The 19,539-nt window shown below is 65.6% G+C and carries 2 protein-coding genes (1 of these 2 running past the window's edge); both read left to right on the top strand.

From position 1 onward, the window contains the following. Positions 1–146 precede the first annotated feature (146 nt). On the top strand, positions 147–15,416 hold the full coding sequence (locus ACIBK2_RS21455; protein WP_396969303.1) for an amino acid adenylation domain-containing protein: 15,270 nt from the start codon (positions 147–149) through the stop codon (positions 15,414–15,416). After that, on the top strand, positions 15,416–19,539 hold the 5' end (the start) of the coding sequence (locus ACIBK2_RS21450; RefSeq protein ID WP_396969927.1) for a non-ribosomal peptide synthase/polyketide synthase. 16,540 nt of this gene lie beyond the right edge of the window; only the first 4,124 of its 20,664 coding nucleotides appear in the window; it begins with the start codon at positions 15,416–15,418; the stop codon falls past the right edge of the window. Before ACIBK2_RS21455 ends, ACIBK2_RS21450 begins: the two co-directional genes overlap by 1 nt.

The raw sequence follows: 19,539 nt of genomic DNA, 5'->3' as shown, positions 1-19,539 counted from the left end.
GGGGGAACGGAGTCGGGGTCAGTAGGGCGCGTTGCGGTGCTATCCGGCGATGCACGTGCCGAGGGTCGGTATCGCCGAAAACGAATTCTTTCGGCCAGCTGCAGATCGGTACCGCCCGGCAAAGGTGATAAGCGAGGGAGTTTGCCATGCAATCGGGAAACAAATCACTGCTGCGCAGCCTGACTTCTATTCAGAAAGAACTGTGGATAGCGCACGAGCTGGCGGATATTCCTAATAACTGCATTATCTACGTCGACATTCGCGCCGAACTGGCATTGGATCATTTCTTCACCGCGCTGCGCCATGCGTTCGCCGAATCCGAGGCGCTCACGGTGAATTTCGTTCGCGGCGCGGACGGGCCGATGCAGGTTGCGCGGGACACCACGGATTGGACGCCGTCCTACCTGGATCTCACCGAGAAGCGGGATCCGGTCGAGGCCGCACTCGACTACATGGCCCACGAACGTGAGGTCGGTTTCGATCTCGAGCACGACGCGCTGCTGAGTGTCGCGGTGCTCGAGGTCGGTGAGAACCACTACATCATGTCGATGTGCTTCGACCACATCATCATGGACGGCGTCGGCGTGGCCACCTGGGCCCAGCGGGTGCTCGACGTGTACGGTGCGCTGGCGGCCGGAAAGCCCATCGCGGCAGCGGGTTTCGCGCGCCTCGACGACATCATCGACAGCGATGTCGAGTATCGCCGCACCCAGCAGGCGGCGGATCGGGACTACTGGGGCGGCCAGATCCCGGCCGGCATCGACCCGCTGCGACTGCCCGGCAGCGCTGCCGACGGCGTGGCGCCGGGCCGAATCGGTTGTACCCACGGCTTTTCCGGCGCAGAGCTCGGCGAGCTGATGAGCGTCGCGCAGTCGGTCGGCGTCAAGCTGCCCTATCTGTTGATGTCCGTCGCGGCGGCGGCGATCCAGCGCTATGCGCTGCGCGACGAATTCTGTTTGCAGATACCGGTTTCCAATCGAATCGGCGTCGCAGGCAGGACGCCGTGCCAGCTCTCGGACACCGTGCCCATGCTGGTCGAGTCGAGCCGGGACCTCTCGCTCGGGGACCTGGCAGTACGGATCCACCGCACCATCTCGGGCGCCCGAGACCACCTGAGATACGGGTTGTCGGACATCCGCCGCGACTTGAAAATGCCGAACACGCAAGGGAATCCGTTCGGCCCGGTGATCAACGTCATGTCGTTCTTCGGCGCGCTGGAGATGGCGAGCGGGACAGCCGATCTCCAGGTCTATTCGGCGGGCAACAGCGGGGATCTGACGATCGTCTTCTACTACGAGCGGCAGTCGTCTCGCGGTGGCTACCTGCGGATCGAGGGGGATGCCCAGCTCTATACCGACGATGACGTGCAGGGTTACCTGGGATCGATCGCTCGTTATCTGCGGCAGGCGATAGCCGATGCGGCCGTACCGATCGGGTCGGTCGATGTGCTCGGTGCCGATCGCGAGTTGGTGGTCGAGGCCTGGAACGACACGGCGGTACCGGTCGATCCGAATGCGACCTTGGTGGGGTTGTTCGAGGATCGGGTGCGGCAGGCGCCGGACTCGGTGGCGGTGGTGTCCGGTCAGGTCGAGCTCTCCTACCGGGAGCTCGATGAGCGGGCGAACGGCGTTGCGCGAACACTGATTTCGCGTGGCGTGCGGCCGGACAGTGTGGTCGCGGTAGCCTTGCCGAGATCGGTGGAACTGATCGTCGCGATCCTGGCGGTGTCGAAGGCCGGTGGCGCGTACCTGCCGATCGACCCGACCTATCCGGCTGAGCGGCTGGCGTTCGTCCTCGACGATGCCGCGCCCATCGCCGTGCTCACCGCCGTCGAAACCGCGAAAGCGCTGCCGCACAGCAAGGTTCCCCACATCTTTGTCGACCAGGCCGAGGTGGCAAGGTCCGTGGTGGACCGGCCGGCTATGCCGCGACCCGGCAATCTCGCGTACTTGATCTACACGTCCGGTTCCACCGGAACGCCGAAGGGCGTCGCCGTCACCCACCGCAATGCGGCCTCACTTTTCCTGAGCACCGCTCCCTGGTGTGAGTTCGGTGCCGATGATGTCTGGGCGTGGTGCCATTCCCAAGCCTTCGACTTCTCGGTCTGGGAGATCTGGGGCGCGCTGCTGCACGGCGGGCGGGTGGTGGTCGTGCCGTGGGACGTGGTGCGCACGCCCGCGGACTTGTGGCACCTGGTGGTCGGCAAGGGCGTGACGATCCTCAATCAGACTCCTTCCGCGTTCTATGCGCTGGCGGAGGCACGATCAGCTTGTGGCACTACCGAATCTGCCTTGCGGATGGTGATTTTCGGTGGAGAGGCCTTGAACCCGGCTCACCTGCAGCCTTGGTATTCGACCGATCATAGCGACCTGCCCGCACTGGTGAACATGTACGGGATCACCGAAACCACTGTGCATGTCACAAAACTCGAGCTGTCGGCTGCGCATGTCACCAGGGGTGGTAGCCCGATTGGGTCTCCGCTCGGGAACATACGGGCGTACGTGCTGGATTCGTGGTTGTCGCCGGTTCCCGTCGGCGTCGCCGGTGAACTGTATGTCGCCGGTGCGCAGTTGGCGCGTGGCTATCACGGGCGGGCGGGGTTGACCGCGAGCAGGTTCGTGGGCGACCCGTTCGATCCGAGCGGTGGCCGGTTGTATCGGACGGGCGATGTGGTCCGGTGGACCTGGGGCGGGGCGCTCGAATTCGTCGGCCGCGCCGACGACCAGGTGAAGATCCGTGGGTTCCGGGTGGAGCCCGGCGAGGTCGAAACGATACTGGCGCAACATCCTTCGGTGTCGCAGTCGGTGGTGGTGGCCCGCGACACCGAGGGTGGCAAGCAACTGGTCGGGTATGTGGTCGCCGAGCGGAGCAGCTCGGTCGCGGGCAACGGCCACGCTGGGCATGGGCTCGATGGGGCCGAGGTGCGCCGGTTCGCCGCCGAGCGGCTGCCGGAGTTCCTGGTGCCGACCGTGGTGATGGTGATCGACTCGGTGCCGTTGACACCGAACGGGAAGCTCGATCGTGCCGCGTTGCCTGCACCGGAGTTCGCCTCCTCGATGGCGTACCGGGCGCCGGGCAACGACGGTGAGCGTGCACTCGCCGTGTTGTTCGCCGAGGTGCTCGGTCTCGACCGGGTAGGTGTGGACGACAGCTTCTTCGACCTGGGCGGTCATTCGTTGTCCGCCACCCGGCTGATCAGTCGGATTCGGGTGGTGCTCGGCGTCGAGGTGCCGATTCGGACGGTGTTCGATGCGCCGACGGTGGCGCAGTTGGCGACTCGGCTCGATACCGAGGTGCAGATGCGGCCTACGCTGCAGGTCCGGCCGCGGCCGGACGTGGTGCCGTTGTCGTTCGCGCAGCGGCGGTTGTGGTTCATCCACCGGTTGGAGGGGCCGTCGGCCACCTACAACATGCCGTTGGCCGCGCGGTTGACGGGCGCGTTCGATGCGGTGGCCTTCGCGGCCGCGCTCGGCGATGTCGTTGCCCGGCACGAAAGTCTGCGCACGATCTTTGTCGAGGTCGATGGTGTCCCGATTCAGCAGGTACTCGATGCTGGTGTCGAGGTACCGATCACGGTGACCGACGTGGGACCGGCCGAGGTCGACGCTGCGGTGGCCGAGGCGGCAGCGCATCGGTTCGACCTGTCCACGCAGATACCGCTGCGGGCCAGCGTGTTTCGGTGCGGTGCCGATGAATGGTTGCTGGTGTTGCTGATTCACCACATTGCTGGTGATGGCTGGTCGGCGACGGTCACGTTGCAGGATCTGTCCGCGGCGTATGTCGCGCGTAGGGACGGGCGTGCTCCTGAGTGGGAGCCGATGCCGGTGCAGTACGTGGATTATGCACTGTGGCAACAAGAATTGCTCGGTTCGTCGACCGATCCGGAAAGTGTGCTGTCGCGGCAATTCGAGTACTGGCGTAGTGAACTCGACGGTTTGCCGGAGCAGTTGCTGTTGCCGACCGATCGGCCACGGCCACGGGTGGCCAGCTATCGCGGTGACGCGGTGATGTTCGGCATCGATCCACAACTGCGAGCTGACGTGGAACGGTTGGCCGGTCGCGAGGGCGCGACGGTGTCGATGGTGTTGCAGTCGGCGTTGGCGGTGCTGTTGTTCAAGCTCGGTGCGGGGGAGGATATTCCGATCGGCTCACCGATCGCCGGTCGCACCGATGACGCGCTGTCCGATCTGGTTGGCTTCTTCGTCAACACCTGGGTGCTGCGTGCCGCCGTCGAACCGGCCGCGTCGTTCACCGAGCTGTTGGGCCAGGTCCGGGCAAAAGCTTTGGCGGCCTACGAGAATCAGGACGCCCCGTTCGAGTTGCTGGTCGAGTTGCTCAACCCGGCCCGCTCGGCGGCACACCATCCGCTGTTCCAGGTACTGCTCACGTTGCAGAACAATGCCGTGCCCATCCTGGAGCTGCCGAGGGTCGTGATCGAGCCATATATCGCGCCTGTCACCACGTCCCGATTCGATCTGACCTTCAACATCGGCGACGCCGTCGCGGTGCGGGACAACGGGAACGCCCCGGCCGCGCTCGGCTGGGACGGATACATCGAATACGCCACCGAGTTGTTCGATCGGACCACGGTCGAGGCGATGGCGCGGCGGCTGGTGCGAATACTGCAGCAGCTGGTGCTGGAACCGAAGGCCCCGGTCGGGTCGATCGACGTGCTCGACGGCGACGAACGTGACCTGGTGCTGCGCCGGTGGAATGACACTGCAGTCGCTGCCGACGGGGACGTCACTGTAGTGGGGCTCGTCCAGGCGCAGGTTGCCGCGACCCCGGATGCGCTCGCGGTCGTCTATGCGGACATCGAGGTGTCGTACCGGGACCTCGATATTCAGGCTGATCGGCTCGCGCAGGTGCTGATCTCGCGCGGCGTGGGTCCGGATTGTGTTGTCGCGGTGGCGTTGCCCCGGTCGGTGGAGTTGATCGTGGCATTGCTGGCGGTGCTGAAAGCTGGTGGCGGATACCTGCCGATCGATCCGGCATATCCCTCGGATCGGCTGGCGTTCATCCTTGCCGACGCAGCCCCGATCGTCGTCCTCACCGATCGTGTCACGGCAAACACCCTGCCCCGCAACAGGACACCACACCTCTACGTCGATGAACTCGATGCGGTCAGCAGCGCGAAGGCCGTCACTGTACGGGCTGGCAATCTGGCCTATCTGATCTACACCTCCGGCTCGACCGGCGTGCCCAAAGGTGTTGCTGTCACACACCGCAACGTCGCGAACCTGGCCTCCCAGTCGTGGTCGACCGGTCCCGGCGAACGAGTCCTGGTGCATTCCTCGGTTGCCTTCGACGCCTCCACCTATGAGATCTGGCCCGCGCTGATCAGCGGCGGCACCGTGGTGTTGGCCGGCGAGCAGCGCTCGGACCCTGCCGAGATCACCCGGCTGGTCGCTGCTCGGTCGGTCACGAAGATGTTCTCGACACCGGCCTTGCTGTCGGTGCTGCTCGACCAGGTCGAGGCCATGCCCGACAACCCGTTCCGGAGCTTGACCCAGGTGATCGTCGGAGGCGCCGAACTCACCTCGGGCTTGGTGCACCGACTGCAAACGAGCACTGCGGGTATCGGGGTATTCAACGGTTACGGCCCGACCGAAACCACCGTGTTCACTACGGTATTCGCGGCCGACGGCGAATCCGACAGCGGTGCCTCGGTGCCGATTGGTTCCGCATTGGCCAATGTGCGGGCGTTCGTGCTGGATTCGTGGCTGCTGCCGGTCCCGGTGGGAGTGGCCGGTGAGTTGTACGTCGCCGGTGCGCAGTTGACGCGCGGTTACTACGATCAGCCCGGGTTGACCGCTGCCCGGTTCTTGGCTGATCCGTTCGATCCGACCGGCGGCCGGTTGTATCGCACTGGTGATGTAGTGCGCTGGAATACGTTCGGGCAGTTGGAGTTCGTGGGCCGGGTCGATGATCAGGTCAAGATCCGTGGCTTCCGGGTGGAGCCTGGCGAAGTCGAAGCCGCACTGACGCAACATCCTTCGGTAGCCCAGGCGGTAGTGGTAGCGGTCGAGACCGACGGCGGTAAGCAGTTGGTCGGCTATGTGGTCGCCGATCGAACCATCCCGGTCGCGAGCAACGGCCATGCGAGCAGGACTGCGCTCGACGGTGCCCAGGTGCGTGCGTTCGTGGCGGATCGGTTGCCGGAGTTCATGGTGCCGTCGGTGGTGATGGTGATCGACTCGGTGCCGTTGACCGCGAACGGGAAACTGGATCGGGCGGCGCTGCCGGAGCCGGAGCTGGTGTCCTCGGTGCGGTATCGAGCGCCGGGCACCGAGCGGGAGCGGGTGCTGGCCGAGTTGTTCGGCGAAGTCCTTGGGCGTGACCAGGTCGGCGTGGACGACAGCTTCTTCGAGCTGGGCGGTCACTCGCTGCTGGCCACCCGTCTGGCCAGTCGGATTCGGGTGGTGCTCGGCGTCGAGGTGCCGATCCGGACGGTGTTCGATGCGCCGACGGTGGCGCAGTTGGTGACCAGGCTCGATGCGGGTGTCCAAGTGCGCCCGACACTGCTGGCCGGGCCACGTCCCGACGTGGTGCCGTTGTCGTTCGCGCAGCGGCGGTTGTGGTTCATCCACCGGCTCGAGGGTCCGTCGGCCACCTACAACATGGCGCTGGCGGTGCGGTTGCACGGGGCCGATATCGCGGCGTTGCGTGCGGCGATCAGCGATGTCGTTGCCCGGCACGAAAGTCTGCGTACGGTCTTCGCCGCGACCGATGGCGTGCCGTCTCAGCGGGTTATCGACGCCGATCGCGTCGAGATCCCGTTCGCGGTGACCGACGTCGGGACCACCGACGTCGGGACCACCGACGTCGGTATCACCGAGCTGGCTGCTTCGGTGACCGCGGCGGTGCGCTACGGATTCGATCTGTCGTCGGAAATCCCATTGCGCGCCAACATATTCCGTCGTGATACCGATGAGTGCGTGCTGGTGCTGTTGATCCATCACATCGCCGGCGACGGCTGGTCGTTGACGCCGCTGCTGCGTGACTTGTCGGTGGCGTATGCGGCGCGTCTCGAGGATCAGGAGCCCGGGTGGGCGCCGTTGCCGGTGCAGTACGTGGATTACACGTTGTGGCAGCGGGAATTGCTCGGTTCTGCCACCGATCCCGACAGCGTGCTGTCGCAGCAGTTCAACTATTGGCGCGCGGAGCTCGACGGACTGCCCGAGCAGTTGCGACTGCCGATGGATCGGCCGCGTCCGCGCGCGGCGAGCTATCACGGGGATGTGGTGCCGTTCGGCGTCGATCCCGAAATCCGCGCCGCGGTGGAACGATTGGCCGGCCGTGAGGGTGCCACGGTATCGATGGTGCTGCAGTCGGCGCTGGCTGTGCTGCTGTTCAAACTCGGTGCCGGAGAAGATATTCCGATCGGAGCCCCGATTGCCGGTCGCACCGACGAGGCGTTGACCGATCTGGTCGGGTTCTTCGTCAACACCTGGGTGCTGCGCGCGACCGTCGTTCCGGCGGCGTCGTTCACCGAGCTCTTGAGCCAGGTCAGGGCGAAAGCGTTGGCCGGGTACGAGAATCAGGATGTTCCGTTCGAGCTGCTCGTCGAGATGCTGAACCCGGCCCGCTCGGCGGCGCATCACCCGTTGTTCCAGGTGACGATGGCGTTCCAGAACAACACACTGCCCGCCCTCGACCTTTCGGGTGTGCGGATCGAGCCCTACCCGGCGTCCACCGCGACCGCGCGGTTCGACCTGTTCTTCAATATCGCCGATGCGCCCGCGGGTGCCGGGTGGGACGGGTTCGTCGAGTACGCGATCGAGTTGTTCGATCGGTCGACGGTCGAGACGATGGTGCAGCGGTTGGTGCGCTTGCTGCAGCAGTTGGTGTCGACCCCGGAGGTTTCCGTGGGGTCGATCGATGTGCTCGGCGACATCGAACGCGAACTGGTACTCGATCATTGGAACGACACCACCGTTGCGATACCCGACACCACGCTGGTCGGATTGTTGGAGACCCAGGTCGGTAGAACGCCGGACGCGGTCGCGGTGGTCTGCGCGGATACCGAGCTGACCTATCGGGAGCTCGATGTCCGAGCCGACAGGCTGGCGGGGGTCCTTGCCTCACGTGGGGTGGGGCCGGATGGTGTTGTCGCGGTCGCGTTGCCGAGGTCGGCGGAACTGATCGTCGCGCTGGTGGCGGTGTTGAAGGCCGGTGGAGCGTATCTGCCGATCGATCCGGCCTATCCCTCGGATCGGCTGGGATTCGTCCTCGCCGACGCCGCGCCGGTGGTCGTCTTGACCGACTCCGCTACCGCGCCATCGCTGCCACGCACGACAACTCCTTGCCTGCAACTCGATACAGTCGACGCGGAGTACTGGTCAGGTCTGGACAGGGCTGTCGTAGCACCGCAGAACTTGGCATACGTGATCTACACGTCCGGTTCCACCGGAGTTCCGAAAGGCGTTGGCGTCACCCACCGTAACGTGGTGAACCTGGTCGCCCAGGCGTGGACGACCGGCCCTGAGGATCGGGTGCTTGTACATTCCTCGGTCGCCTTCGATGCCTCCACTTACGAGATCTGGCCTGCACTGTGTGGTGGCGCGACATTGGTAGTCGCCGGTGAGCAGCGTTCGGATCTGGTGGAGATCACCCGCCTGGTGGAAACCCGGTCGGTGACGAAGATGTTCGCGACACCGCCGCTGCTGTCGGCATTGGTCGAGCACGCGGAGTCGTTGTCCGACAACCCCTTCCAGAATCTGCGGCAGGTGAATACGGGTGCCGACACGCTCACCACCGAGCTGGTCGGCGCGCTGAAGACCAAGTGCGGGGTCGGCCGGGTCGACAACCTGTACGGCCCGACCGAGGCGACGGTCGACGTGACCGCCTATCAAGTCCCCGACGACGTGGTGGGCGCGGTGGTGCCGATCGGTGCACCGGTCGCCAATACGCGGGTGTTCGTGCTGGATTCGTGGTTGGTGCCAGTTCCGGTCGGCGTGGCCGGCGAGCTGTATGTCGCTAGCGCCCAGTTGGCGCGTGGTTATCACGGTCGGCCGGGGCTGACGGCGGCGCGGTTCGTGGCCGACCCATTCGATCCGTCCGGTGGTCGGTTGTACCGGACCGGGGACGTGGTGCGCTGGAACAGCTCGGGCCAGTTGGAGTTCGCGGGCCGGGCCGATGACCAGGTGAAGATTCGAGGCTTCCGGGTGGAGCCGGGCGAAGTCGAAACGGTACTCGCGCAACATCCTTCGGTGGCTCGGGCGGTGGTGGTGGCACGCGACACCGACACCGGCAAGCAGCTGGTCGGGTATGTGGTCGCTGATCAATCCGGGCCGGTCGTCGGTGAAGACGAATTGGTTGGGCAGTGGCGTCGGGTGTACGACGATCTGTACTCCGGCATCGAGATCAGTAAAGACGATGGCACCCAACGTGTCTCAGGTGATGTAACGGAGTTCGGTTCGGACTTCGGCGGCTGGGACAGCAGCTACACCGGCGCACCGATTCCGCTCGAGCAGATGCGTGAATGGCGGTCGGCCACGGTCGACCGGATTCGCGGACTGAATCCGCGGCGCGTGCTCGAAATCGGCGTCGGTTCAGGATTGCTGATGTCGCAGTTGGCACCCGACTGCGAAGAGTATTGGGCGACGGACTTCTCGGCCGCGACCATCTCCTCGCTGCAGCAACAGCTGGCCGAACTCGACGCGGGCTGGACCGAGCGTGTCGTGCTGCGGGCCCAAGCGGGCGACGACTCCGACGGGCTGCCCGAGAGTCATTTCGACACTGTGGTTATCAACTCCGTCATTCAGTATTTCCCCAGCCAGAACTACCTGCGCGCCGTCCTGGAACAGGTAGTGCGACTGCTGGCCCCCGGTGGCGCGGTATTCGTCGGCGACGTGCGCAATCTCGCGTTGCTGGAGGAGTTCACCACCGCGGTCCAGATCAGTCGCCACGGTGGCGATGATCCCGCCGCGGTCGGAGATCGAGTCCGTCGAGACATCGCCGCCGAGCAGGAGTTGCTGCTGGCACCGGAGTACTTCGCGGGGTTGTGCAGTGACGCAACGGGATTCGATGCCGTCGACATCCAGCTCAAACGCGGCCTGTCGGTCAACGAGCTGACCCGATACCGCTACGACGTGGTCTTGCACAAAGCTCCGACGAAACCACTGTCGGTCGCCGATACGCCGAAAGTCGGTTTCCGTGGCCATGATTGGCTGCGCACCCTGCTGCGCACCCGACATGCCGACGTCATTCGGGTCACCGGGATCCCGCACGCCGGGCTGGTCGGGCAGGTCGAAGTCACGCACCGAATCCGGGCGGGTCTGCCCGGCACCACCACCGACGAACTCGGCGTCGATTTCGAGGGAGTTCTCGAGACCGGCACCGACCGCGCGGGCCTGGTGCCTGAGGACCTGCACGAGCTGGGACAGCAATTCGGCTACACGACCGCGGTCACCTGGTCCGCGGAGCCGGACCGGATGGACGCCGTGTTCATCGATCTCGCGACCGCACAGGGCCAACCACTGACCGACGTGTACACCGCGACGACACCAGTGGACGATCCCAACGCATACGCCAACAACCCGCACGCGGGCCTGCTGGCCGCCGAGGTGCGCCGGTGGGTGACCGAGCGGCTGCCCGAGTTCATGGTGCCCGCGACGGTGATGGTGATCGACGCCGTGCCGCTGACCGCGAGCGGCAAGCTCGATCGGGCGGCGCTGCCGGACCCGGAGTTCGGCACCGCACTCGAATACCGAGCCCCGCGCACCGAGCGGGAGCGGGTCCTGGCCGATCTGTTCGCCGAGATCCTCGGACTCGACCGGGTCGGTATCGACGACAGCTTCTTCGCGCTGGGTGGTCACTCGTTGCTGGCCACCCGCCTGGTCAGCCGGATTCGGGTGGTGTTGGGCGTCGAGGTGCCGATCCGGACGGTCTTCGACGCGCCGACGGTCGCGGAGTTGGTGCCAAGGCTCGATGCGGAAGTGCAAGTGCGCCCCGCATTGCTGGCGCGGCCGCGACCGGACGTGGTGCCGTTGTCGTTCGCGCAGCGGCGGCTGTGGTTCATCCACCGGTTGGAAGGGCCGTCGGCCACCTACAACATGGCGTTGGCGGTGCGGTTGCACGGCGTGGACGTATCGGTCCTGCGCGCCGCGATCGGTGATGTGGTCGCGCGGCACGAGAGTCTGCGGACGGTTTTCGTCGATGCCGATGGGGTGCCGTCGCAGCGGGTGCTCGACAGCGTCGAGGTGCCGGTGCACCTCACCGAGGTGGCTCCCGTCGAGGTGGATGCGGCGGTGACCGCCGCGGTGCGCTACGGATTCGATCTGTCATCCGAAATTCCCATCCGCGCCAACGTGTTTCGCAGCGATGCCGACGAATGTGTCGCCGTGATTCTGATTCATCACATCGCCGGTGACGGCTGGTCGATGACGCCGCTGCTGCGGGATCTGTCGGAGGCGTATGCCGCGCGCCTCGACTATCGAGCACCGGCGTGGGAGCCGTTGCCGGTGCAGTATGTGGACTACACGCTGTGGCAGCACGAGGTGCTCGGCTCGGCGGACGATCCGGACAGCCTGCTGTCGCGGCAGTTCAACTACTGGCGGGCCGAACTCGACGAATTGCCGGAGCGGTTGCAGCTGCCGACGGACCGGCCACGTCCGCTGGTGGCCAGTTATCGCGGGGACATGGTGCTGTTCGGGATCGATCCCGAGATTCGTACCGCGGTGGAGCGTTTGGCCGCTCGCGAGGGCGCGACGGTATCGATGGTGCTGCAGTCGGCACTCGCGGTGCTGCTGTTCAAACTCGGTGCGGGGGAGGATATTCCGATCGGATCCCCGATCGCCGGTCGCACCGACGAGGCGTTGACCGATCTGGTCGGGTTCTTCGTCAACAGCTGGGTGCTGCGGGCGAGGGTGTCCTCGGCGGCGTCGTTCAGCGAGCTCCTGGCTCGGGTCAGGTCGAAAGCGCTGGCGGCCTACGAGAATCAGGACGTCCCGTTCGAATTGCTGGTCGAGTTGCTCAATCCCGCTCGTTCGGCGGCGCATCATCCGTTGTTCCAGGTGTCCTTGGCATTCCAGAACAACACGCTGCCGGATCTCGAGTTGTCGGGGGCGCGGATCCAGCCGTACATCGCCACCACCGCGACCGCGCGGTTCGACCTGTTCTTCAACGTCGCCGACGCGCCCGCCGGTCAGCAGTGGAACGGGCTCGTCGAGTACGCGAGCGAGCTGTTCGACCGGTCGACGGTCGAGGCGATGGTGGGCCGGCTCGTTCGGATACTGCGGCATATCGTGTCGGATCCGGCCGCTCCGGTCGGGTCGATCGACGTGCTCGATACCGACGAACGCGAGCGGGTGCTGCATCGGTGGAACGACACCGCCGTTTCGGTCGTCGACGACACGATGGTGGGGTTGATTCGGGCACAGGTCGCGCGGACACCGGACGCGGTCGCGGTTGTCTGTGGTGAAACCGAGATCTCTTATCGCGAACTCGACACCCGCGCCGGCCAATTGGCGCGTGTGCTGATCTCGCGTGGGGTAGGCCCCGACACCATTGTCGCGGTCGCGCTGCCCAGGTCCGCCGATCTGATCGTGGCTTTGCTGGCGGTATTGCAGGCCGGTGGTGGGTATCTGCCGATCGATCCGGCCTATCCGTCGGATCGGCTGGCGTTCATTCTCGCCGACGCCGCTCCGGTCGTCGTCGTGACCGACTCGGTCACGGCAAAGCTGTTGCCCGACAGCTCAGCTCCGCATCTGTACCTCGACAGCGCTGATGCGTGGGACCGGTCCGGTACGGATCGGGTTGTCGCGGTGGGGCCGCAGAACCTGGCCTATGTGATCTACACGTCCGGCTCGACCGGTGTCCCCAAAGGCGTTGGTATCACGCATCGTAACGTCGCGAGCCTGGTGACATCGGCCTGGTCGACCGGTCCGGACGATCGGGTGCTGGTGCATTCGTCGGTCGCGTTCGATGCCTCGACCTACGAGATCTGGCCTGCCCTGGCCGGTGGCGCCACGCTGGTGGTGGCCGGTGAGCAGCGGTCGGACCTGGCGGAGATCACCGGGCTGATCGCGAGTCGGTCGGTGACGAAGATGTTCGCGACGCCGCCATTGCTGTCGGCGTTGGCCGATCACGTGGAAACGTTGCCCGACAAGCCTTTACAGACGCTGCGTCGGGTCATCGTCGGCGGTGCGGAGCTGACCGCGAATGTCGTCGGCAAGCTGAACACGAAGTATGCCGATGTTCAGGTCATGAACGGGTACGGGCCCACCGAGACCACGGCGTGTGTCACCGACTACGACGCGGTGGATGACCTCGACGGAGCTGTTCCCATTGGCTTGCCGGTAGCCAATACGCGGGTTTTCGTGTTGGATCCGTGGCTGGTGCCGGTTCCGGTCGGTGTTGCCGGTGAGTTGTATGTCGCGGGTTCGCAGCTGGCGCGGGGCTATCGCGGTCGGCCGAGCTTGACCGCGGCCCGGTTCGTGGCCGACCCCTTCGACTCGACCGGCGGTGGTCGGCTGTACCGCACCGGTGATGTGGTGCGGTGGACGTCGGCCGGAGTCTTGGAGTTCGCGGGCCGGATCGATGATCAGGTGAAGATCCGGGGTTTCCGGGTCGAGCCCGGTGAGGTCGAAACTGTTCTGGCGCAGCATCCTTCGGTGTCCCAGGCGGTAGTCGTGGCACGCGACACCGACGTCGGCGGCAAGCAGCTGATCGGCTACGTCGTGGCCGACCGATCGGGACCGGTCGTGGCCGAGGACGAACTGGTGGGGCAGTGGCGTCGGGTGTACGACGACCTGTACGCCGGAGCGGCCAACGGGAACGGAAATGGCAATGGGAACGGCAACCGGCGGCCCACCGGGTTCGGTTCGGACTTCGGCGGCTGGAACAGCAGCTACACGGCCGCGCCGATTCCGGTCGAGCAGATGCGGGAGTGGCGCGCGGCCACGGTGGATCGCATCCGGGAGTTGGGTCCGCGGCGGATACTCGAGATCGGTGTCGGATCCGGCCTGCTGCTGTCGCAGCTGGCGCCCGACTGCGCGGAGTACTGGGCGACGGATCTCTCGGCCGCGACCATCGCGACACTGCGGCAGCAGCTGGGCGAGCTGAACGCCGGCTGGGTCGATCGTGTCGTGCTGAACGCTCAGGCGGCGGATGACACCACCGGATTGCCGGCAGGCTACTTCGACACGGTGGTGTTGAACTCCGTCGCGCAGTACTTCCCGGGCGAACGGTATCTGCGTCAGGTGCTCGAGCAGGTGCAGGGGCTGCTGGCTCCCGGTGGCGTGGTGTTCGTCGGCGATGTGCGGAATTTCGCGCTGCTGCAAGAGTTCACCACCGCGGTACACCTGAGTCGCCACGGCGGGGACGACCCTGCGGTGGTGGAGGATCGAGTCCGTCGCGACATGTCCGCGGAGAAAGAACTGTTGCTGGCACCGGAGTACTTCCTGGCCCTGTGCGACCGGGCGACCGGGTTCGATGCCATCGATATCCAGCTCAAGCGCGGATTCTCGGTCAATGAGCTGACCAGGTATCGATACGACGTGGTGCTGCACAAGAGTCCACCGAAACCACTGTCGGTGGCGGATACGCCGAAAGTCGAGTTCCGCGACGACGATTGGCTGCGCACGCTGCTGCACACGGAACACCCGGACGGCATCCGCGTCACCGGAATCCCGCATGTCGGGCTGACCGGGCAGATCGAGGCCGCGCATCGAATCCAGACCGGTCACTCGGTGTCGACCGGTGGGCAAAACGACCCGCGCGCAGCGGATTTCGAAGGAATCCTCAACTCCACCATGGATCGAGCGGGCGCGGGCTTGCTGCCCGAAGACCTGCACCTGCTCGGTCAGCAGCTCGGGTACACCACCGCGGTCACCTGGTCCACGAAACCGGGGCACATGGACGCGGTGTTCCTCGACACCGCGACAACCGAGGGGCGATTGCTGACCGACGTGTACGTGTCGTCCGCCGCGTCTGCTGATCCGGCCACATATGCGAACAATCCGCAGGACACCCTCCTGCCTGCCAGCGTGCGCGGATTTGTGGCCGAGCGGCTGCCCGATTTCATGGTTCCGGCGGTGGTCATGGTGATCGCCGCGGTGCCGCTCACGGCGAACGGCAAGCTCGATCGCGCGGCGCTGCCGGATCCGGAGTTGGTGTCCGCGCGGGAATATCGCGCCCCGCGGACCGAACGAGAAAAGACCTTGACCGAGTTGTTCACCGAGATACTCGGCGTCGGCCGGGTCGGTGTGGACGACAGTTTCTTCGCGCTGGGTGGTCACTCGCTGCTGGCGACCCGGCTGGCCAGCCGGATTCGGGCGGTGATGGGTGTCGAGGTGCCGATCAAGGTGATGTTCGAGGCGGCCACGGTCGCCCAGCTCGCGGGTCGCTGGTCCCAGCTGGCGCCATCGCGCCGACCGGCGCTTCGCCGGATGAATCGAGAGGTGGGTCTGTGATGATCCCATTGTCGTTTGCGCAGCGGCGGTTGTGGTTCATCCACCGGCTGGAGGGACCCTCGGCCACCTACAACATGCCGGTGACGGTGCGGTTGACCGGCGCGTTCGATGCGGCGGCGTTCGCGGCCGCGGTCGGTGATGTGGTCGAGCGGCACGAGAGTCTGCGGACGGTCTTCGAGGAAGTCGACGGGGTGCCCGGTCAGCGGGTGATCGCCGCCGACTGTGTCGAGGTGCCGGTGACGATCACCGACGTGGATCCGGCCGAGTTGGTTGTGGCGGTGACCGCGGCGTCACGCTATGCCTTCGATCTGTCGACGGAAATTCCGGCACGCGCCAACGTCTTTCGATACGCGGTCGATGAGTGTGTGGTGATGTTGTTGATCCACCACATTGCCGGTGACGGCTGGTCGATGGCGCCGCTGCTGCGGGATATGTCGGTGGCGTACGCGGCTCGGCGGTCGGGGCGGGTGCCCGCGTGGGAGCCGCTGCCGGTGCAGTACGTGGATTACACACTGTGGCAACAGGAGTTGCTGGGATCGCAGTCCGATCCGGACAGTGTGTTGTCGCAGCAGTTCGAGTACTGGCGAGGTGAGCTCGACGGGCTGCCGGAGCAATTGCGGTTGCCGACCGATCGGCCACGGCCTCGGGTGGCCAGCTATCGCGGGGACATGGTGGTCGTCCGGGTTGAACCCGAAATTCGCGCGGCGGTAGAGGAATTGGCCGCCCGCGAGGGTGCGACAGTTGCGATGGTGTTGCAGTCGGCGTTGGCCGTGCTGCTGTTCAAACTCGGTGCCGGTGAAGATATTCCGATCGGCTCGCCGATTGCCGGTCGGACCGATGACGCGCTGACCGATCTGGTCGGGTTCTTCGTCAACACCTGGGTGTTGCGGGCCGCGGTCGCGCCGGAGTTGTCGTTCGCGGAGATCGTCGGCCAGGTTCGGGCGAAAGCGTTGGCGGCCTATGAGAATCAGGACGTTCCGTTCGAGCTGCTTGTCGAGTTGCTCAACCCGGCCCGGTCGGCGTCGCACCATCCGCTGTTCCAGGTGCTGCTGAGCTTGCAGAACAACACCGCGCCCACCCTGGAGTTGGCGGGCGTGGAGTTCGAGCCGTATGCGTTGGCGGCGGTGACCTCGCAGTTCGATCTGACGTTCAACGTCGGCGATGCCCCGGCCGGGTGGGATGTGTACGTCGAATACGCGACCGACCTGTTCGATCGGTCCACCATCGAGGCGATGGTGGCGCGGTTGGTGCGGATACTGCAGCTCGCGGTGTCGGAAGCCGATGTTCCGGTGGGGTCGATCGATGTCCTCGACGCCGGTGAGCGAGAGCTGGTGTTGCACAGGTGGAACGACACCACCGCACCGGTTGATCCGGACGTCACGGTGGTCGACCTGTTCCGGGCGCAGGCCGATCGGACACCGGACGCGGTGGCGGTTGCTTGTGCAGGCACCGAGCTGACCTATCGGGAACTCGATGCGCGATCCGACGAGTTGGCGAGCGTGCTGAACTCGCGCGGCGTCGGCCCGGATCGTATTGTCGCGGTGGCGTTGCCGCGGTCGGCGGAGCTGATCGTGGCGGTGCTCGGTGTGCTGAAGGCCGGTGGTGCGTACTTGCCGATCGATCCGGGGTATCCCTCGGACCGGGTGGCGTTCGTGCTCGCCGATGCCGCGCCGGTTGTTGTCGTGACTGATTCGGCGACGGCAAACGTGTTGCCACAGAACGCAACACCGCACCTCTATCTCGACACCGCCGATGTCGATGAAGTGCGTCTGGATATGACCAGTGCGGTGCGGCCGCAGAATCTGGCGTACGTCATCTACACCTCCGGCTCTACCGGAGTCCCCAAAGGCGTTGGTATCACGCACCGTAACGTGGTGAACCTCGTCGCTCAGGCTTGGTCGGCCGGTGCCGAAGATCGGGTACTGGTGCATTCCTCGGTCGCGTTCGATGCCTCGACCTACGAGATCTGGCCTGCGCTGTGTGGTGGCGCGACGTTGGTTGTCGCGGGCGAGCAGCGGTCGGATCTGGTGGAGATCACCCGGCTGGTCGAGACCTGGTCGGTGACGAAGATTTTCGCGACGCCACCGTTGCTGTCGGCGCTGGTGGATCATGTGGAGTCGTTGACCGACAACCCGTTCCAGAGTGTGCGGCAGATCAATACCGGTGCCGACACACTCACTTCGGGGCTGGTCGACGCGCTGAAGGCCAAGTGCGGGGTCGATCGGGTCGACAACCTTTACGGTCCGACCGAGGCGACGGTCGACGTGACCGCCTATCGCGTGCCCGATGATGTGGTGGGTGCGGTGGTGCCGATCGGCATGCCCGTGACCAACACTCGGGTGTTCGTGCTGGATTCGTGGTTGGTGCCCGTTCCGGTCGGGGTTCCCGGTGAGTTGTATGTCGCCAGTGAGCAGTTGGCGCGCGGTTACTACGGACAGGCCGGGCTGACTTCGGCGCGATTCGTGGCTGACCCGTTCGATCCGGCTGGTGGACGGCTGTATCGCACCGGTGATGTGGTGCGGTGGACCTCGGCGGGCGTGTTGGAGTTCGCGGGCCGCGTGGATGATCAGGTGAAGATTCGCGGCTTCCGCGTCGAGCCGGGTGAGGTCGAAACGGCTCTGGCGCAACATCCTTCGGTATCTCGAGCGGTGGTGGTGGCGCGCGCGGTCGACGGTGGCAAACAGTTGGTCGGGTACGTGGTCGCCGATCGAACCAACTCGATCGAAGGCAACGGGCATCCGGGTGCACCGGAACTCGACGGTGCGGATGTCCGCCGGTTCGTGTCCGAGCGGTTGCCCGACTTCATGGTGCCGTCGGTGGTGCTGGTGATCGACTCGGTGCCGCTGACCGCGAGCGGCAAGCTCGATCGCGCGGCCTTGCCAGTCCCTGAGCTCAGGTCGACGGCGGCGTATCGAGCGCCGAATACCCTCCAGGAGCAGATGCTGGCGGCGCTTTTCGCCGAAATCCTCGGACGGGAGCGGGTCGGTATCGACGACAGCTTCTTCGCGCTGGGTGGGCATTCGCTGCTGGCTACCCGGTTGGCCAGCCGGATTCGGGTGGTGTTCGGCGTCGAGGTACCGATTCGGACGATCTTCGATGCGCCGACGGTGGCGCAGTTGGTGACCCGGCTCGGCGACCGTGCGCAGCTGCGTCCGGCATTGCTGGCCGGGCCGCGTCCGGATGTGGTGCCGTTGTCGTTCGCGCAGCGGCGGTTGTGGTTCATCCATCGCTTGGAAGGGCCGTCTGCCACCTACAACATGCCGATGGTGGTGCGGCTGCACGGGGTGGACGTGTCGGTGTTGGCCGCCGCGATCGGGGATGTCGTCGGCAGGCACGAGAGTTTGCGCACGATCTTCGTGGAAGCCGACGGTGTCCCTGCCCAGCGGGTGCTCGACAGTGTCGACGTGCCTGTGCACGTCGCTGACGTAGATCCCGCCGAGGTGGACGCGGCAGTGATCGCCGCAGTGCGTTACGGAATCGACCTCTCATCGGAAATTCCGATACGCGCCACTGTGTTTCGGTGTGCAGCCGACGAGTGCGTGCTGGTCCTGTTGATTCACCATATTGCCGGTGACGGCTGGTCGGCGGCGCCGTTGTTGCGCGACCTGTCGGTGGCCTATGCCGCTCGCCTCGGGGATCGGGCGCCGGAGTGGTCGCCGTTGCCGGTGCAGTACGTGGATTACACGCTCTGGCAGCAAGAGTGGTTGGGTTCGTCGACTGATCCGGACAGTGTGCTGTCGCAGCAGTTCGACTACTGGCGTGCCGAACTCGATGATCTGCCGGAGCAGTTGCGGTTGCCGATGGATCGGCCGCGGCCGCGGGTGGCCAGCTATCGCGGTGATGTCGTGCCGTTCGCCATCGATGCGGAACTGCGGGCTGACGTGGAACGGTTGGCCGGTCGTGCGGGTGCGACGGTGTCGATGGTGTTGCAGTCGGCGTTGGCGGTGCTGTTGTTCAAACTCGGTGCGGGGGAGGATATTCCGATCGGTTCGCCGATCGCCGGTCGCACCGACGACGCGCTGTCCGATCTGGTCGGCTTCTTCGTCAACACGTGGGTGCTGCGCACGGCGGTCGCTCCGGATGCGTCGTTCAGTGAGGTCGTGGGTCAGGTTCGGTCGAAGGC

Source organism: Nocardia sp. NPDC050175 (genome assembly GCF_044459885.1).
GTDB lineage: Bacteria > Actinomycetota > Actinomycetes > Mycobacteriales > Mycobacteriaceae > Nocardia.
Note: the sequence above shows the minus strand (reverse complement) of the source record. Positions and strands in the feature narration are given on the sequence as shown.